14 protein-coding genes are annotated in these 15,721 nt (G+C 60.7%); all 14 read right to left on the minus strand.

The genetic code is table 11. The annotated features are described in order from the left end of the window. Positions 1–113: 113 nt before the first annotated feature. Positions 114–1,328 carry a 5-aminolevulinate synthase gene (gene hemA / locus PVW27_RS16830; protein WP_274559759.1) on the minus strand — a complete coding sequence of 405 codons (1,215 nt, stop codon included), beginning with the start codon at positions 1,326–1,328 and terminating at the stop codon, positions 114–116. 15 nt (positions 1,329–1,343) lie between these two features. Then, complete coding sequence (puhE, locus tag PVW27_RS16835; RefSeq protein WP_274559761.1) at positions 1,344–2,153, minus strand: putative photosynthetic complex assembly protein PuhE; 810 nt, start codon at positions 2,151–2,153, stop codon at positions 1,344–1,346. Further along, on the minus strand, positions 2,153–3,271 hold the full coding sequence (gene acsF, locus PVW27_RS16840; protein ID WP_274559763.1) for a magnesium-protoporphyrin IX monomethyl ester (oxidative) cyclase: 1,119 nt from the start codon (positions 3,269–3,271) through the stop codon (positions 2,153–2,155). Before acsF ends, puhE begins: the two co-directional genes overlap by 1 nt. After that, positions 3,268–3,564 carry a hypothetical protein gene (locus tag PVW27_RS16845; RefSeq protein WP_274559765.1) on the minus strand — a complete coding sequence of 99 codons (297 nt, stop codon included), beginning with the start codon at positions 3,562–3,564 and terminating at the stop codon, positions 3,268–3,270. Before PVW27_RS16845 ends, acsF begins: the two co-directional genes overlap by 4 nt. An 18-nt stretch (positions 3,565–3,582) precedes the next feature. Continuing rightward, a complete protein-coding gene (gene puhC / locus PVW27_RS16850; protein ID WP_274559767.1) occupies positions 3,583–4,044 on the minus strand; it encodes a photosynthetic complex assembly protein PuhC in 462 nt (153 codons plus the stop codon). Between the two features lie 10 nt (positions 4,045–4,054). After that, a complete protein-coding gene (puhB, locus tag PVW27_RS16855; RefSeq protein ID WP_274559769.1) occupies positions 4,055–4,702 on the minus strand; it encodes a photosynthetic complex putative assembly protein PuhB in 648 nt (215 codons plus the stop codon). Positions 4,703–4,723: 21 nt separating this feature from the next. Further along, positions 4,724–5,494, minus strand: coding sequence for a photosynthetic reaction center subunit H (gene puhA / locus PVW27_RS16860; protein ID WP_274559771.1), 771 nt, complete (start codon positions 5,492–5,494; stop codon positions 4,724–4,726). 28 nt (positions 5,495–5,522) lie between these two features. Further along, entirely contained in the window at positions 5,523–6,935 is a 1,413-nt protein-coding gene (locus tag PVW27_RS16865) for a PucC family protein (protein ID WP_274559835.1), read from the minus strand. A gap of 29 nt (positions 6,936–6,964) precedes the next feature. Beyond that, entirely contained in the window at positions 6,965–7,636 is a 672-nt protein-coding gene (gene bchM, locus PVW27_RS16870; RefSeq protein WP_274559773.1) for a magnesium protoporphyrin IX methyltransferase, read from the minus strand. Beyond that, positions 7,636–8,532: a ferredoxin:protochlorophyllide reductase (ATP-dependent) iron-sulfur ATP-binding protein gene (gene bchL / locus PVW27_RS16875; RefSeq protein WP_274559774.1), complete on the minus strand. Its 897-nt coding sequence runs from the start codon at positions 8,530–8,532 to the stop codon at positions 7,636–7,638. The genes bchM and bchL overlap by 1 nt, the downstream gene beginning before the upstream one ends. A 113-nt stretch (positions 8,533–8,645) precedes the next feature. Then, entirely contained in the window at positions 8,646–12,218 is a 3,573-nt protein-coding gene (locus tag PVW27_RS16880; RefSeq protein ID WP_274559776.1) for a magnesium chelatase subunit H, read from the minus strand. Further along, positions 12,208–13,752 carry a ferredoxin:protochlorophyllide reductase (ATP-dependent) subunit B gene (gene bchB, locus PVW27_RS16885; RefSeq protein ID WP_274559778.1) on the minus strand — a complete coding sequence of 515 codons (1,545 nt, stop codon included), beginning with the start codon at positions 13,750–13,752 and terminating at the stop codon, positions 12,208–12,210. Before bchB ends, PVW27_RS16880 begins: the two co-directional genes overlap by 11 nt. Continuing rightward, a complete protein-coding gene (locus PVW27_RS16890) occupies positions 13,749–15,035 on the minus strand; it encodes a ferredoxin:protochlorophyllide reductase (ATP-dependent) subunit N (RefSeq protein WP_274559780.1) in 1,287 nt (428 codons plus the stop codon). The genes bchB and PVW27_RS16890 overlap by 4 nt, the downstream gene beginning before the upstream one ends. Further along, positions 15,032–15,520 (minus strand): 2-vinyl bacteriochlorophyllide hydratase, encoded by a 489-nt coding sequence (gene bchF, locus PVW27_RS16895; RefSeq protein WP_274559782.1) that lies wholly within the window; start codon positions 15,518–15,520, stop codon positions 15,032–15,034. Before bchF ends, PVW27_RS16890 begins: the two co-directional genes overlap by 4 nt. Positions 15,521–15,721 lie beyond the last annotated feature (201 nt).

The following is a 15,721-nucleotide window of genomic DNA, read 5'->3' on the forward strand; positions in this document are numbered from 1 at the left end:
GGCGGCCTGACAGAAGCCAACCGTTAAGATTTCCTTACGTCGCTCGCGTAACACATTGAAAACATTGGCCCCGCAAAATGTCCCACCGTGGGACATTCTCCGGGGCCTCTGAATCAGGCGACCGCGTGGGCGATCGCGCAGCGCTTCCACAAGGTGCTGAGAGCGGCAACCAGATGGTCGATGTCCGCATCCGAATGAAAGGGCGACGGGGTGAACCGCAACCGCTCGGTCCCCTTGGGCACGGTAGGATAGTTGATCGGCTGAACGTAGATCCCGAAATCCTGCATCAGGATATCCGCCAGCTGGCGGCACTTGACCGGGTCCTTGATCATCACCGGGATGATGTGGCTGTCATTGTGAAGATGCGGGATGCCAGCACGGTCCAGCATGGCGCGCAGACGCGCGACCTGACGCTGCTGCGCCTCGCGCTCGACGCTGGATTGCTTGAGATGTGCGATACTGGCCTGCGCCGCAGCCGCCACGGCAGGAGGTAGCGCCGTGGTGAAGATGAAGCCGCTGGCGAAAGAGCGGATGAAATCGCACAGCGCCGCCGATCCGGTGATGTAGCCGCCAACCACGCCAAAGGCTTTGCCCAGCGTGCCTTCGATCAGGGTGATGCGGTCCATTAGACCTTCCCGTTCCGCGACACCCCCGCCGCGTGGCCCATACATGCCGACAGCATGAACTTCGTCCAGATAAGTCATGGCACCATGTTTCTCGGCAACTTCCACGATCTCGCGGATCGGAGCGATGTCGCCATCCATGGAATAGACACTTTCAAACGCAACGATCTTGGGCGCATTGGCCGGCAGTGCCGCCAGCTTGCGATCCAGATCAGCGGGATCGTTATGCTTCCAGATCACCTTCTTGGCGCGGCTGTGACGGATGCCTTCGATCATGCTGGCATGGTTCAACTCGTCCGACAGGATGATGCAATCGGGCAGGCGAGAGCCAAGCGTGCTGAGCGCAGCCCAATTCGACACATAACCGCTGGTGAACAAAAGCGCCGCTTCCTTGCCGTGCAGATCTGCCAGTTCCCGTTCTAGAAGCAAATGTGCGTGGTTGGTCCCCGAGATGTTGCGCGTGCCACCGGCACCCGCACCGAAGCTGTCAACGGCGGCTTTCATGGCGTCGGTCACAACCGGATGCTGGCCCATGCCAAGGTAGTCATTCGAGCACCAGACCGTGACCTGATCTGGCGTGTTCTCGCTATGGCTGATGGCGCGCGGGAACTGACCCTTCTTGCGCTCCAGCTCGGCAAAGATGCGGTAATTGCCTTCGGCTTTCAATGCGTCAAGCTGGCTTTGGAAAAGGGCGTCAAAGTCCATGGGCGTCCTCGTTTCTTATGGTTTTTCGTAAGGGAGTGTTTCGGGGTGAGCGGGTTTTGGCGCGGGCAACATCCAACGCCAGAGTTTTTCGTCAGGCAGAGGCAGTACCATCAGCCAATGCTCCAGCAGGGCAAGGCTTGTGATCGCAGTCAAAAGGGTAAAGCCGGTGATGTCCCCTGCGGTGTCCACCGCCCAAAGGCGTTCCAGCCAGCAGGCCACGGCAAAGGTCAGGGCAGTGACCGAGAAGGGAAAGACCCAGTTCAGCCGCGACAGCCGGAAATGGCTGGGCAGATGCGCCAGCGGGCTGGGCAGGAATTCCACGTTGATCTTGGGCACGCCGAAGAAGAGGTTCAGCTTGGCGGATACACGGGCGAAAAACAGAACGACGAAGGTCCACAGGCCGAAGGCGTTTTCAGCACCCCAACCCACCAGCAGGATCAGGATCATCGTCGCGACCAGCAGCATCTCGTGATAGGCGATGGTGCCCCACGCTCGGATGAAGCGCTCCCATTCCGGCAATTTCTCGGGGCAGTGGTTGGCGTTGGGGCCGGTGATAATGCCGGTCAGAAAGGCCAGTTCGATCCAGCCCCAGACCGCAATGGCCGAGAGGAAGGCAAGATAGGCGCCAGTTGAACTGACGTCATCGAAGGTGGCGTATAGCCCCCAGAGACCTATCCCGAATAGCGGCAAGGCGGCCCATGTCGCCATGTTGCAGGCCCGCGCGCCATGCCTGTCGGCATAGCGCACGGCCATCAGGATCACCCCGGTCGAGAACCACCAGACAAAAAGGGCCGCGAGGGCCGCGATCCATGGGTTTTCCAGCATCAGTATGCGGGCTCCAGGCGGGTGGAGACAGGCACGCGATGCGTTTTCGCCGGGATGGTGAACAGTGACACGAAAGCCGCAGCCGCACGGGCTTGCGACGTGAGGCGGCTGACCGCTGCGCCGAACCCGCTCTGCGTCTTGGCACGGGCCAGATCCGCATTGGCCTTCTGCAAGCGCACCAGACCGCGCTGCCAACGGGGATGGTCAATATCCAGCGTGATCGGAAAGATCTGCTCGGACAGCTTGGAGGTCTTTGTAAAGACCTCGTGGGCATACCAGTCTGGATCCACCCCCAAGGCCTTGTGAAAGGCCGGACGCTGATGGTCGCGCACATACATGGTGGAATAAACGGCCGTGAGGAAGAACTTGATCCACAGAACGTTGATGCCACTGGTCAACTTCGGATCGGTCTTCATCAGCAAGGCGAAGGCTTCGCCATGGCTGAACTCGTCGTTGCACCACTCTTCGAACCATTTGAAGATCGGATGGAAGCGGTGCTCGGGATGTGCCTCGAGGTGACGGAAGATCGTGATGTAACGGGCATAGCCGATCTTTTCGGACAGGTAGGTGGCATAGTAGATAAACTTGGGACGGAAGTAGGTGTATTTCTTCTTCTGCGTCAGAAACCCAAGGTTCACCGCCACGCCCGCTTCGCGCAGCGCATCATTGATGAAGCCAGCGTGCCGCGCCTCGTCCCGCGCCATCAGCTGGAAAAGCTGCGTGATGTCGGCATTGCTGCCGCGCCGCTTCATTTCCTTGTAAAGAACACAGCCCGAGAATTCGGCGGTGCAGGAGCTTATCAGGAAATCGAGGAATTCCTTCTTCAGCTGCGGCTCCATCCCGTCCCAATCGACATGGTCCCAGTTCTCGTTCTTCTTGAAATGACCCCGGTTCGGATCGCTCTGCATCTGCGCGATCAAAGCGTCCCAGTCCTCGCGGACCGGGGTCACGTCAATCGCGTCCAGCTCGTCGAAATCGGTGGTGTAGAAACGTGGCGTCAGCAGGGTATCCTGCATTGCAACCTGCGTCGCGGCCTCGCTGTCGAATTTCTCCTGATTGGCTTCCTGCGTGGCAAGCGCCTCTTCTGCGGTCAGGGCATCTGCGGAATGAACGTTCATAGCATCACCTCCTCGGAGAATGAGAATTCGCAAAGTTCCATGAACTCGAAATCACCGGTCAGGCGGGTCCAGAGCCGCTCCAGCTTGCTGGCGCGGATGATCGTGGCCTCGCGGTCCTCGATCACCACTTCGCCGTAGGGGGCCATGATCTGCGGCCCATGCACCTTGACCTCATCCCCCGGATAGATCACGGCGCCGTTGTTGAATTTCACATGCGCATGCAGGCTTTCGAACCTGTGGCTCACTTCGACGGTGCAGGGGGCGCGTTCAACCTCTTTTGTCAACAGTCCCATATCGGTTCCCTTTCGATATCAATCCAGCAGCCTGGCGAAGGCTCTGGTGTTTGTGAGCCCGAACCCCATGAGGTCCGCGCTCCATCCGATCGTGTCGTCATAGATGGCAATCCGGTTGCCTTCCGTGCGGACCAACCGCACGGGACCGTCAAGGGCCACGCCGTGCTTGGTGCGTTCCCGCACCAGAACCCGGTGAACACCCGAGATGAAACCGCCCTGTTCGGGCGAGAGTTCGGCGATAATCTGTCCGTTGACATCCATGACGCGGGCAGCCCCGCTCAGGTCGCCAGACAGGATGATGATCCGCTCTGCCACCACTGCCTCGCGCGGGGGGGTGGATTCAAGCGGGCGATCCGTGAGTGTGGCCATGGTGACCAGTGCAAGACAGACAAGGACAAGAGCGGTCAAGCTGCGTCCCAGAAAACGCGGGATCAGATCGACTTCCGGGCTGGCCTTGTAGGGGTGAACGGGCATGGTCATGATCTGATCCTCATTCTGCCGCAACAGCATTGCCCTGCGGTGCGGCGACAGGTTGATTGCGGGTGATGACCGGACTTGTGACACGCTTTTCCGCTGCGTCGCTGATCATCCTGGCGATATTGGCCGCCTCGGGGATGCATCGCAGCGCGGGTTGGGTGCGCCGCATGACCCAAGGGCGCACATGCGGCCAGCACACCAGATAGGAAAGGCGCGTATCGCCCATCAGATCCAGAGCGATGGTGCCGGTCCCGGTTTTCCGCAGATCAAGTGTTGCATTGGCAATCTGCGTGTAGGGCAGGTTCAGCGTCACAGTCAGAGCCGCCCCGATCCGCATCGCCACACGGCGGTTCGTGATCGTATAGACGGTGGCCCGCGCCTGAATAATGGCGGTGATCATCAGAAGCACTGAAACGATGCCACCCAGAACGATGAAGGGGAAAGCCCCACTCACCGCCTGAGATAATGTGACCTGGTCGCTGAGCACGATGAAGCGCCAGGCGAAGAGAAACAGGAAATACCCGACCACCCAGTACAGGTTGAGGGATTCCTTGGTGAGGGCCCACCAGTCGGGACGGCCCTGCCAGAGGATCACTTCGCCCTCGGGCGGAAGCTCCGGCAGACCGTTGATCGGTTCCTGGTCGAAATCGTCGTGGGACATGATGGACCCCCTTTTCTTGCGTCAGAGTTGCGGCTCAAGCCGGTCCTGGCTGGCATAGAGTTTGCCGCCAGCGTAGTAGCCCGAGATCTTGTCTTCCTCGAGCAGTGTCACCTGCCGGGGCGAGGCGGTCTTGGGCACATTGTTGAAATGCTTGCCGAAGATCGAGTGGATCTTGACGCGGTCCGACTTGATCTTGCAGAGCGTCATCGGCACCAGTCGTGTGCCTTCGCCCCATGCAGCATCCAGCTTGATCTCGAGATAACGGACCAGTTGTTCCGGCTCGTCGATCCACATGTCGACGATGCTGCCCACGATCTCCAGATCGCCGGCCTGCACCGGAAGACCGCGCGGATCACGCCCCGCAGAGACATGAAAATGCTCGGTCGCAGCCATCGGGATGATCTTGGGGTGACCCTTGCCATCCAGTTCCGGCACGTCGCGGCGCGGCGCCCAGGACGCAGGGCCGACACCGTCGATCATCGGATCGCCGGTCGGTTCAAAGGGAAAGCCATTGCCCGCAGCAGTCTTGCGCACTGCGATATCCGTGCGCTCAGGATTCTGGCCGCTGGGAACTGTGACCTCGCCCCGGCCATGGGCCAGCTTGAAGGTCTTGTCGTCCGGCACCGGGAACAGTCCCTGGTTGGCGGATTGCTTGCCGTCGTCATCCTCGAGCGGATACCCCTCGCGCATGTTCTCGCGCTGGATATAGATGATGAGAAGAGCGAAGAAGCCGTAGAACAGCCAGAGAGTCAGGCTGGCAAGGTCGAATTCGCCGAAGAAAGTTGCTGTCATGGTCGTGTCCTCCTAGGGGAGCCTTGTATCAGGTTGGAAAGTCGGCCAGGCCGATGCCGGTCGGCCCATGGTCGGGTTGGTCAGAACTGGCCGTGACAGTCCGCACCAGCGGACCCAGAGCAACCAGGGTAATAAAAAGAATCGCAATTTCCGTATGATAGACAACGGAGTAGCCGGTCGCAGGGCTGTTCAAAGCCTCGCCCAGCTGTCCGCTAAGCGCCATATGGTTGACCCAGTCACGCAATGCGCCGCCAAAGGCGATGGACGAGCCTGCCGCCGTGGCTTGCGCCGCACCCCAGGCCCCCAGCGCCAGGCCGCGTCCGGCCAGACCGCGCGCAGGCATTGCCATGGCGGCCATCAGGGTCGAGACAGCAAAGAGCCCACCGCCAAATCCGATCATCATCGCACCGGCGAAAAAGATCGTAGGCGAATTCATCGGTGCAGCAAAAATCACCACCGAAAAGGCCATGATACCCGCAAGAATACCGCTTCCTGCCATGCGATAGGGGTTGGCGCGCCGGGCCAGCATACGGCCCGCCAATGCAAAACCCAAAAGCGCCCCGGTCGCCCACATCGCTGTCAGCGTGGTCGTCGCCGCAACCGACAGGTCCAGAATTTCGCCGCCATAAGGCTCCAACAGCACATCCTGCATGTTGAAGGCGACGGTGCCCAGAAAGACCACCGCAAGCAAACGACCAGCCGTGCCACCGGCCATCAGATCCGCCCAGGCATCGGCAAACTTCGGACGGGGAGCCTCGCGTTCTTCGCGGCTCATGGGGCGGACATTTTCCTGCTTCCAAAGGGCAAGAATGTTCAGCGCCAGACCGGCCACCGCGGCGCCTTGGACAACTCGGATCAGCTTGAGGCTGGTGAACTCCTGCAGCAGGAACCCGATGATGAGGGCCGAGGCCCCCATGCCCAGCAGGAACATCACATAAAGAAGCGCCACAACACGGGGGCGGGTCTCTTCCGTGGCCCTGTCACTGGCCAGCGCCAGACCGGCCGTCTGGGTCATGTGCAGGCCAAGGCCGGTCATGAGAAAGGCCAGCGCCGCCAGAACCTCACCGGCGAAGGGGACGTCGTGGACCACATCACCGCCCAGCACCAGCAGGGCAAAGGGCATCACCGCCAGCCCGCCAAACTGCCAGAGCGATCCGAACCACAGGTAAGGGATACGTTTCCATCCGATCGCACTGCGATGTGTATCCGAGCGGAATCCCAGAAGCGCGCGGAATGGTGCAATCAGCACGGGAAGTGCGATCATGAAGGCAACGATCATCGCCGCCAGTGAGAGTTCGACGATCATCACCCGGTTCAGCGTTCCCAACAGCATGACCGAAGCCATCCCGACTGAAACCTGAAACAGCGACAGGCGCAACAACTGTGACATCGGCAGATCGGCGCTGGCCGCATCGGCAAAGGGCAGCATGTTGGCTGTCATCCGGGTCAGGAAACGGGGCGCTTTCCGTGTCACTTCGAGAACTCCAGAGCTTGCGAGATGTAGAAACCCGATGTGATGCGCCCCAGATCGCGAATGCGGCCGGAATCGCGCAAACCATGCGCCAATGAGGCGGGTGAATGGGGGATCATGACCGGCGAACGGTCTGACCGCGGGAAAAGCTTTCCGGCATACCACATGCCCATCAGCAGCGTGGTGCGCGGCGCAACAGTGAAGACAACCGAACCCGACGTGCGTTGACCAAGACGATCAAGAGCGCTGCGGATGTCGCTGTCGCCATAGTAGATCAGACTGTCCATCGCCATGACATGATCGAACCGGCCCAACGTATCTGCCAGCATGTCGCCAGACGTGAAGGTCACCCGTCCGGGCAACCCCGCCGGCAGACGCTTGCGCGCGATCTCGACCAGCGAGGGCGAGATGTCCACAGCCAGAACATCCGCGCCACGCGCCGCCAGCTCTGCGGTCATCTGCCCGGCACCACAACCGGCATCAAGGATCCGCGCGCCGCGCAGATCCTCGGGCAGTTGCGCCAGCATCTTGGCCCGCATCCCGTCGCGCCCACGCCGCACCGTCTCTCGGATCCGCGAGACAGGCGCATCCGAGGTCAGCCGCTCCCAGGTTCGGGTCGCAGTCTTGTCGAAATAGGTCTCGACACGCGTCAGGGTGCGATCATAGGTCATCAATCAAACCCAAGCAGTTCAAAGATTTCGCGGTCCGGCAGCGGGGCGGGGGCCAACGTTGCGGTCGAGTTGTAAAGCGCTTCAGCCAGACGCATGTATTCGGCGCGGCACTGGACGATATCCTCGTCATCCGGCATCTCGAACAACGTCTTCTTCTTGAGCCGCGACCGGCGCAGCGCATCGACGTCCGGCATATGGCCGATCCGGTTGAACCCGACGGTGCGGCAGTAGCGATCCACCTCGTCGGTATCCTTGCTGCGATTTGCGACGCAACCGGCAAGCCGAACCTTGTAATTGTTCGACTTGGCCTGAACGGCGGCAATGATCCGGTTCATCGCATAGATGCTGTCGAAATCATTGGCCGTCACGATCAGCGCCAGATCGGCATGTTGCAGGGGCGCGGCGAAACCGCCGCAGACCACATCCCCCAGCACGTCGAAAATCACCACATCGGTGTCTTCCAGCAGATGATGCTGCTTCAAAAGCTTGACGGTCTGACCGACCACATAGCCACCGCATCCGGTGCCCGCAGGCGGGCCACCCGCCTCGACACACTTCACGCCGTTGTAACCTTCAAAAACAAAGTCCTCGGGGCGCAGTTCCTCGGAGTGGAAATCCACATCCTTGAGAATGTCGATCACCGTTGGCACCAAGGTGCCGGTCAGGGTGAAAGTGCTGTCATGCTTGGGATCGCAACCTATCTGAAGCACACGTTTGCCAAGTTTGGAAAACGCCGCCGACAGGTTGCTCGACGTGGTCGATTTCCCGATCCCGCCCTTTCCATAGACAGAAAAGACCTTGGCCCCTTCGATCTTCGTATCCGCATCCTGATGCACCTGCACCGATCCGTCGCCGTCCAGACCGCGCAGGTCGGGGATCTCGTCGCGTGGGCTCATGAAAGCCTCCTTTCAAACCGGGCGTTGTGCCCTGTTTCTGCTTGCCGGAAATATCCCGGGGGTGTGGGGGCTGGCCCCCACAGTGATGTCGTCGAGGGTGTCAAGGGGGCGTGTCATTCCGCAGCAATCCCTTCCAGCCGGTCTTCCAGTTGATCCGCTGCTGCCTGCAAGGCAGCCAGCGTGGCGGCATCGGGTGTCCAATAGGCGCGATCGCTCGCCTCCAGCAGGCGATTGGCCATGCGGCTTGACGATGCGGGGTTCAGGTCGGCAAGACGCTTGCGCATCGCCTCATCCAGAACGAAAGTCTCGCTCAGCCTCTGATAGACCCAAGGCTCCACCTGTCCTGTCGTCGCGGACCACCCCATCGTATTCGTCACATGGGCTTCGATCTGGCGCACACCTTCAGCACCATGCGACAGAAGCGGTTCGAAGAAGCGCGGGTTCAGCGCGCGCGACCGTGTTTCCAGTGCAACCTGATCCTGAAGCGTACGGACCTTGCCCGCTCCTCGGGTCTGGTCGCTGATGTAAACGGCCGCCTCGGTTCCGCCGCGCGCCCGTTTTACAGCGCGTGAGATCCCGCCAAGGGTGTCGAAGTAATGATCGACTGTCGTGACACCCAGTTCGACCGATTCAAGGTTCTGATAGGCAAGGTCGACATCCTTGAGCGCCTTTTGCAAAAGCGCGGCGTTCTGGGTGGCCTTCCCATTCACGCCGTAGGCAAAGCTTTTGCGCGCCTCATAGGCATCGGCCAGCTCATCCTCGTCACCGAAGGCCGAGCTGTCGACCAACTGGTTGACGTTCGACCCATAGGCTCCTTCGGCATTCGAGAAGACGCGCAGGGCGGCGGTTTCAAGATCACAGCCCATCTCGGCTGCATAAGCCAGCGCGTGGGCGCGGATGAAGTTCAGTTCCAGCGGTTCGTCAGCCTGCGCCGCACGCAACGCCGCTTCGGCCAGCATCCGGGTCTGCAAGGGCAGAAGGTCGCGGAAGATGCCAGAAAGGGTCATCACCACATCAATCCGTGCCCGGCCCAGTTCGGCTAGCGGGATCAGGTCGGCTCCTGACAACCGGCCAAAGCTGTCAAAGCGGGGCTTGGCCCCCATCAGTGCCAGCGCCTGCGCGATGGGGCCGCCATCGGATTTGATGTTGTCACTGCCCCAGAGAACCAGCGCCACAGTGCGCGGGATGGATTTATGCGTATCCAGCAATAGTTGCGCCTGCTTGAAGCCCTCGCGGCAGGCGAATTCGGTGGGCATGCGGAACGGGTCGAAAGCGTGGATGTTGCGCCCCGTCGGCAGCACATCAGGCGAGCGGATCAGATCGCCCCCGGCCACAGGGGTGGTGAAACGTCCCCCCAACGCCCGCAAAAGGGCAGGGATCTCGTGATCCTGCTTCAACAGGGACTCAACCCGCGCCTTGGTCGGGGCATCGGCATCAGCCATCACGCGCAGATACTCGGCGCGCGCATTGTCGCTCAAGGGACGACCCAAAACATGCAGACCATCGGGGATCAGCGCGTTTTCGGTTTCCAGCAGTCGCAGCCAGAGGGCACCGGGCGCGGTATCGCCCATGTCGACGGCGCAGGCCTGTTCAGCGATCAGAAGTTCGATCTCGGCCCGTTCCCCAGCCTCGGGCGGCATGGCGCGCCAGCGGGTCAGGCTGTCCTTCAACTCGGCCAAACCCTTGTAAAGGCCGGACGCTGCCAAGGGTGGTGTCAGATGTGTGACCGTCACCGCACCCGAGCGCCGCTTGGCAAGTGTGGCTTCGGAGGGGTTGTTCGAGGCGTAGAGATAGACGTTGGGCATGTCCCCGATCAGCCGGTCGGGCCAGCAGCCCTCACCGACGCCGGCCTGTTTGCCGGGCATGAACTCCAGCGCGCCATGCATGCCGAAATGCAGCAGGACATCGGCGCGGAACGTGTTCTTCAGCCAGAGATAGAAAGTGGTAAATGCATGTGTCGGGGCAAAACCACGCTCGAACAGAAGGCGCATCGGGTCGCCCTCATAGCCAAAAGTCGGTTGCAGCCCGACAAAGACCTTGCCGAATTGCGCACCCAGCACGAAAACGCCGCGCCCGTCGCTTTGCACGCGGCCTGGCGCCGGGCCCCAGGCTTTCTCGATTTCGGACAACCAAGGTGTCTGTGCCACAATCTGATCCGCGCTGACATGCGCGGCCACATTCGCTTCCTGCCCGTATTGGCGGGCCGAACCTTGCAGAACCACCTCGCGCAACGCCTCGACCGTGGCGGGCGGGGTCAGGTCATACCCTTGCGCCGCCAAGGCATGCAGGGTGTTGTGCAGAGACTCGAACACGCTCAGATAAGCCGCTGTGCCAGCCGCGCCTGCATTGGGCGGAAAGCCGAACAGGATGATCGCCAGTCTGCGATCCGCCGCCTGACTGCGGCGCAGCAGCGCCTGTTTCTCAACACGGGCGGCCAGTTTCTCGATCCGCTCGGGGCAGGGTGACATCTGTTTTGCAGTTGCCCCGTTCCGACAACGATGCGCGCAGCCGTTGCAACCATCCTCACCATGGCGGCCTGCGAAAACGGTCGGATTGGTCGCGCCATCCAGTTCGGGCAGGGCGATCAGCATGGTCGTCTCGATCGGGCCAAGACCACCTGTCGATCCGGCCCATTGACCGAGTGTCTGAAACTCCAGCGGGTGCGCGGCGATGTAGGGCACATCAAGCGCCGAGAGCACCTTCACGGCACTGTCATTGTCGTTATAGGCCGGCCCACCCACCAGCGAGAAACCAGTCAATGAGACCAGCGCATCAATCTGCGATACGCCGTTCTTGATGAAGTAGCCATCAATCGCAGGGCGCCCGTCCAGGCCCCCGGCGAAGGCGGGGATCACTCGCAGCCCGCGCGCCTCGAATGCACGGATCACCGCGTCATAATGAGCGGTATCCGAAGACAGCACATAGCTGCGCATCATCAGCAGACCGATCGTGGCGCGCGGCTTTGCAGGACCCGGCAGGTCAGCGGCATGCGTCGTGATCCGCGTCTCAAGATCGGGGTGATACAAGCCGCAATCAGGGTATTCCAACGGCTCGGGTGCGTCGGACCCCCGCCACTGATCAACCCGGCCATAGCGCGAGATCAGGAAACGGACCATGCCTTCGATGTTGTCGTCCGAACTGCCCAGCCAATATTGCATGATCAGGAACCAGGCACGCAGGTCCTGTGCCTTGCCGGGAATGAACTTGAGGATGCGGGGCAGGCGGCGCAGCATCTTCATCTTGCTCTCGCCGCTTTCGGCCGAGGGTTTGGAGGTGCCGCGTAACTTCTTGATCAGCTTCATCGCCCCGGAGGCAGGCTTGGACATGTCCAGCGTCCCCATCCGGGTCAACTTGACGATCTGGGCATCGGCAATCACGCCAATCATCGCATCGCAATGATCGCGCCGCGCTTCCAGCGTCGGCAGGATCGCGTTGATATGCTCCTCAAGGAACAACAGGTTCGAGATGACGATATCGCCGGTTTCGATCGCCTTTTTCGCCGCAATCAATGCATCGGGACTTTCGCCCCATTCGGCGGCAGCATGCACACTCAGGCTGAGACCCGGAAAATCCCGCGCCAACCGCTCACTGGCGCGGGCACAAGGACCTGCGGCATGGCTGTCCAAGGTCAGGATTACAACCCTGTAGCCCGGAAGGGGCGCGGCTATCATTCTATCATCGCGCATAATGGGCTTTTGCCTCGTAGAGCGTATCGACGCTGATTTCCTGAAGGCCTTTTTGCTGTGCGAAGGTCTCAGTGTTGCGGCGGGCCTTACCGCGCACGAAAAAGGGGATCTTCTTCAATTCCCGTTCCGCATCAGAAAGCCAGATGACCTCACCAGACTGTAGCGCCGCAGCCTGGGCATTCGCGGCCAGAACCGGCTCGACCTCAAATTCGGGGGCCGCAACTGCCTTGCCACCGTGATGGCTTGCACCGGCGGCGTCGTGAAACTCAAAATCCTCGCGGAACATATGCAAAAGATGCTCTTCCAGACCCATCACGAGCGGGTGGACCCAAGTGTCGAAGATCACATTCGCACCCTCGAACCCCATTTGGGGGCTGTAACGGGCGGGGAAGTCCTGAACATGGACAGGGGCTGAAATGACGGCGCAGGGAATACCCAGACGCTTTCCGATATGACGCTCCATCTGTGTGCCAAGAATCATCTCTGGGGAAGCCGCCTCGATCGCGGCTTCGACTTCCAGATAATCCTCGGTGATGAGAGCGGTCAGACCGAAATCCTTGGCTACAGCGCGGATCTCGCGGGCCATCTCGCGGTTGTAGCAGCCAAGGCCGACCACTTCGAAACCCATCTCGTCGCGCGCAATGCGCGCAGCGGCCTTCACATGGGTGCCATCCCCGAACAGAAATACCCGTTTTCCAGTCAGATAGGTGCTGTCCACGGAAGACGAATACCACGGCAGGCGCAGGCGGCTTTCGTCCACTTTCGGTGAAAGGCCGGTGATCGCGGCCACTTCCGCAAGGAAATCACGTGTTGCCCCCACCCCGATGGGGATGGTCTTGGTAAAGGGCAGACCCAGATCACGCTCCATCCAGCGACACGCACTTTCACCGGTTTCCGGATACATAAGAACGTTGAAATGTGCGGCCCCCAGTCGTGCGATGTCGGAGGGCGTTGCACCCATCGGCGCGCAGACATTGATCTCGATACCCATGTCGGACAGCAGACCCGTCAGTTCCTCGATATCGTCGCGGTGACGGTATCCCAGAGCGGTTGCGCCGATCAGGTTGCAGGTAATGCGGTCGGTCTTCGCGACAGGCTTGGCCAGATGACGGACGATCTGAAAGAAGGTCTCATCCGCGCCGAAGTTTTCCTTGCGCTGATAGCTGGGCAGTTCCAGCGCGATGATCGGCACCGGCAAACCCATTGTTTCGGCCATGCCGCCCGGATCGTCCTGAATCAGCTCGGCGGTGCAGGAGGCGCCGACGATGATCGCCTCGGGCTTGAACCGCTCATAGGCCTCACGGCAGGCATCCTGAAACAGTTGCGCCGTGTCGGACCCCAGATCGCGGGCCTGAAAGGTAGTATAGGTCACAGGCGGGCGGTGGTTGCGCCGCTCGATCATCGTGAACAGCAGATCGGCATAGGTATCGCCCTGCGGTGCGTGCAGAACGTAATGCAGCCCCTTCATCGCCGTCGCGACGCGCATCGCCCCCACATGGGGCGGGCCTTCATAGGTCCAGACCGTCAGTTTCATTCCGCGGCCTCCAGCTTGAGCAGGCCACGACGGCGCAGCGGGCGCGAGAAGAGCCCGGCCAGATCGCCCGCCTGTTCGTAGAAATGCACAGGCGTGAACACCAGCTCGATGGCCCATTTCGTGGCCAGCCCTTCGGCCTCCAGCGGATTGGCAAGGCCAAGCCCGCAAACCGTCAGATCAGGGCGGGCGGCGCGGCAACGGTCGAGTTGCAGATCAACGTCCTGTCCCTCGCTGAGGGTCGGACCTTCGACCAGAAGGTCCAGATCCGGACCGACGATGTTCTGATGGATATAGGGCGCACCCACTTCGATGGCGGTCATGCCGCATTCACGGGTCAGGAACCGCGCCAGTGGAATTTCCAGCTGGCTGTCGGGAAAGAAGAAGATCGTCTTGCCGCGCAGCGCCTCGGACGCCTGCGCCACCGCACGGCGCGCCCGGTCGCGTGGAGCGGCGGTCACACGGTCAAAGACCTCCTGCGTCACGCCGAATTCTTCGGCAATCGCGCCCAGCCATGCAGTTGTTCCTTCCTCTCCAAACGGGAAGGGTGCAGGAATGTGGCGCGCACCGCGCCGTTCAAGCGCAGCGTGCGTATCCCCAAGGAAAGGCTGGGTCAAAGCAAAGACCGTGTTTTCACCTACACCGAACTGATCAGCGGCGCGGTGAGCGGGCAGGACACGAATTGGCCCGATGCCCATCTGCGTCAACAGGCCAATTGCCTGCTGCTCGACCACGTCTGGAAGGGCACCAACCAGCATCAACTCGCGTGCCGTCGATTCCGGCAGAACCGGCACCATCGATGCAAGGCAGGCATCCTCGCCTTGGGTAAAGGTCGTTTCGATCCCCGAACCTGAGAAGTTGAGCACCCGGACATGTGGCGCGTAAGTCTGAGTCATCCGCTCGGCGGCACGTGCCAGATCCAGCTTGATCACTTCAGAGGGGCAGGAACCGACAAGGAAGAGTTGCTTGATGTCAGGCCGACGTGACAGAAGTTTTGCCACGACCGAATCCAGCTCGTCCTGCGCGTCGGCCATTCCCGCCAGATCCGTTTCTTCGAGAATCGCTGTCCCGAAGCGAGGTTCGGCAAAGATCATCACGCCCGCCGCACTCTGCAAAAGATGCGCGCAGGTCCGCGATCCGATGACCAGAAAAAAGGCATCCTGCATCTTGCGATGCAGCCAGATGATGCCGGTCAGACCGCAGAAAACTTCGCGCTGGCCGCGCTGCTTCAGAACGGGCGTTTCGCGGCATCCGGTGGTCTTGGGAAGGGGGCTGTTCAGGGTCATGCGGTTCCCTCTGCCTGCAAGCGTGCGGCCCGCAGTTTGAGCAGGAACTGACCTGCGTTGATGACGTATGCGGCATAGGCGGCAAGAGCCAGGATCATCAGGTCCACGGGGACGAGTGATCCGGTGTAAAGTGCCCAAACATAAGCAGAATGCAGCGCGATGACGGCGAAACTGAACACGTCTTCCCAGAAGAAGGCAGGGGCGAAAAGATACTGTCCGAAAACCACCTTCTCCCAGATCGCGCCGGTCACCATGATGAGGTAGAGAAACCCTGTTTTGATCAGGATCGACAGGGTCGCTGCCTCATATCCCAGGCCGGTCAGAAGATAGCGCAGGACCAGCCCCAGAGAGACGAGGAAAACCAGGAACTGGACTGGAGCAAGGATACCCTGAACCAGCGTCCAGATGGTGCTGTCGCGCCTCTGCCGCTCGGCCTCGGTATAGAGGCCGGTGCGGTCCGATTTGCCTGCAAGGCTGTGCGACATTCCCGACTCCATCCGCATGCTTCTCAGGAAGCGTAACGGCGTCAGGCTAAAAGTGTCAACTAAAACTTACACAAACGTACTGTAAACCTGACGCTGTAAATCTAGGCTTACTTTTAAGGAGACTTGCCCTAAAGCTATTAAAAACAGAGATTTACGCCAGATCACCTTCAGGCAGGCCGCGCAAAATCGACAATACTGTCT

The sequence above is a fragment of the Seohaeicola sp. 4SK31 genome, assembly GCF_028802875.1.
Taxonomy (GTDB): domain Bacteria; phylum Pseudomonadota; class Alphaproteobacteria; order Rhodobacterales; family Rhodobacteraceae; genus Seohaeicola.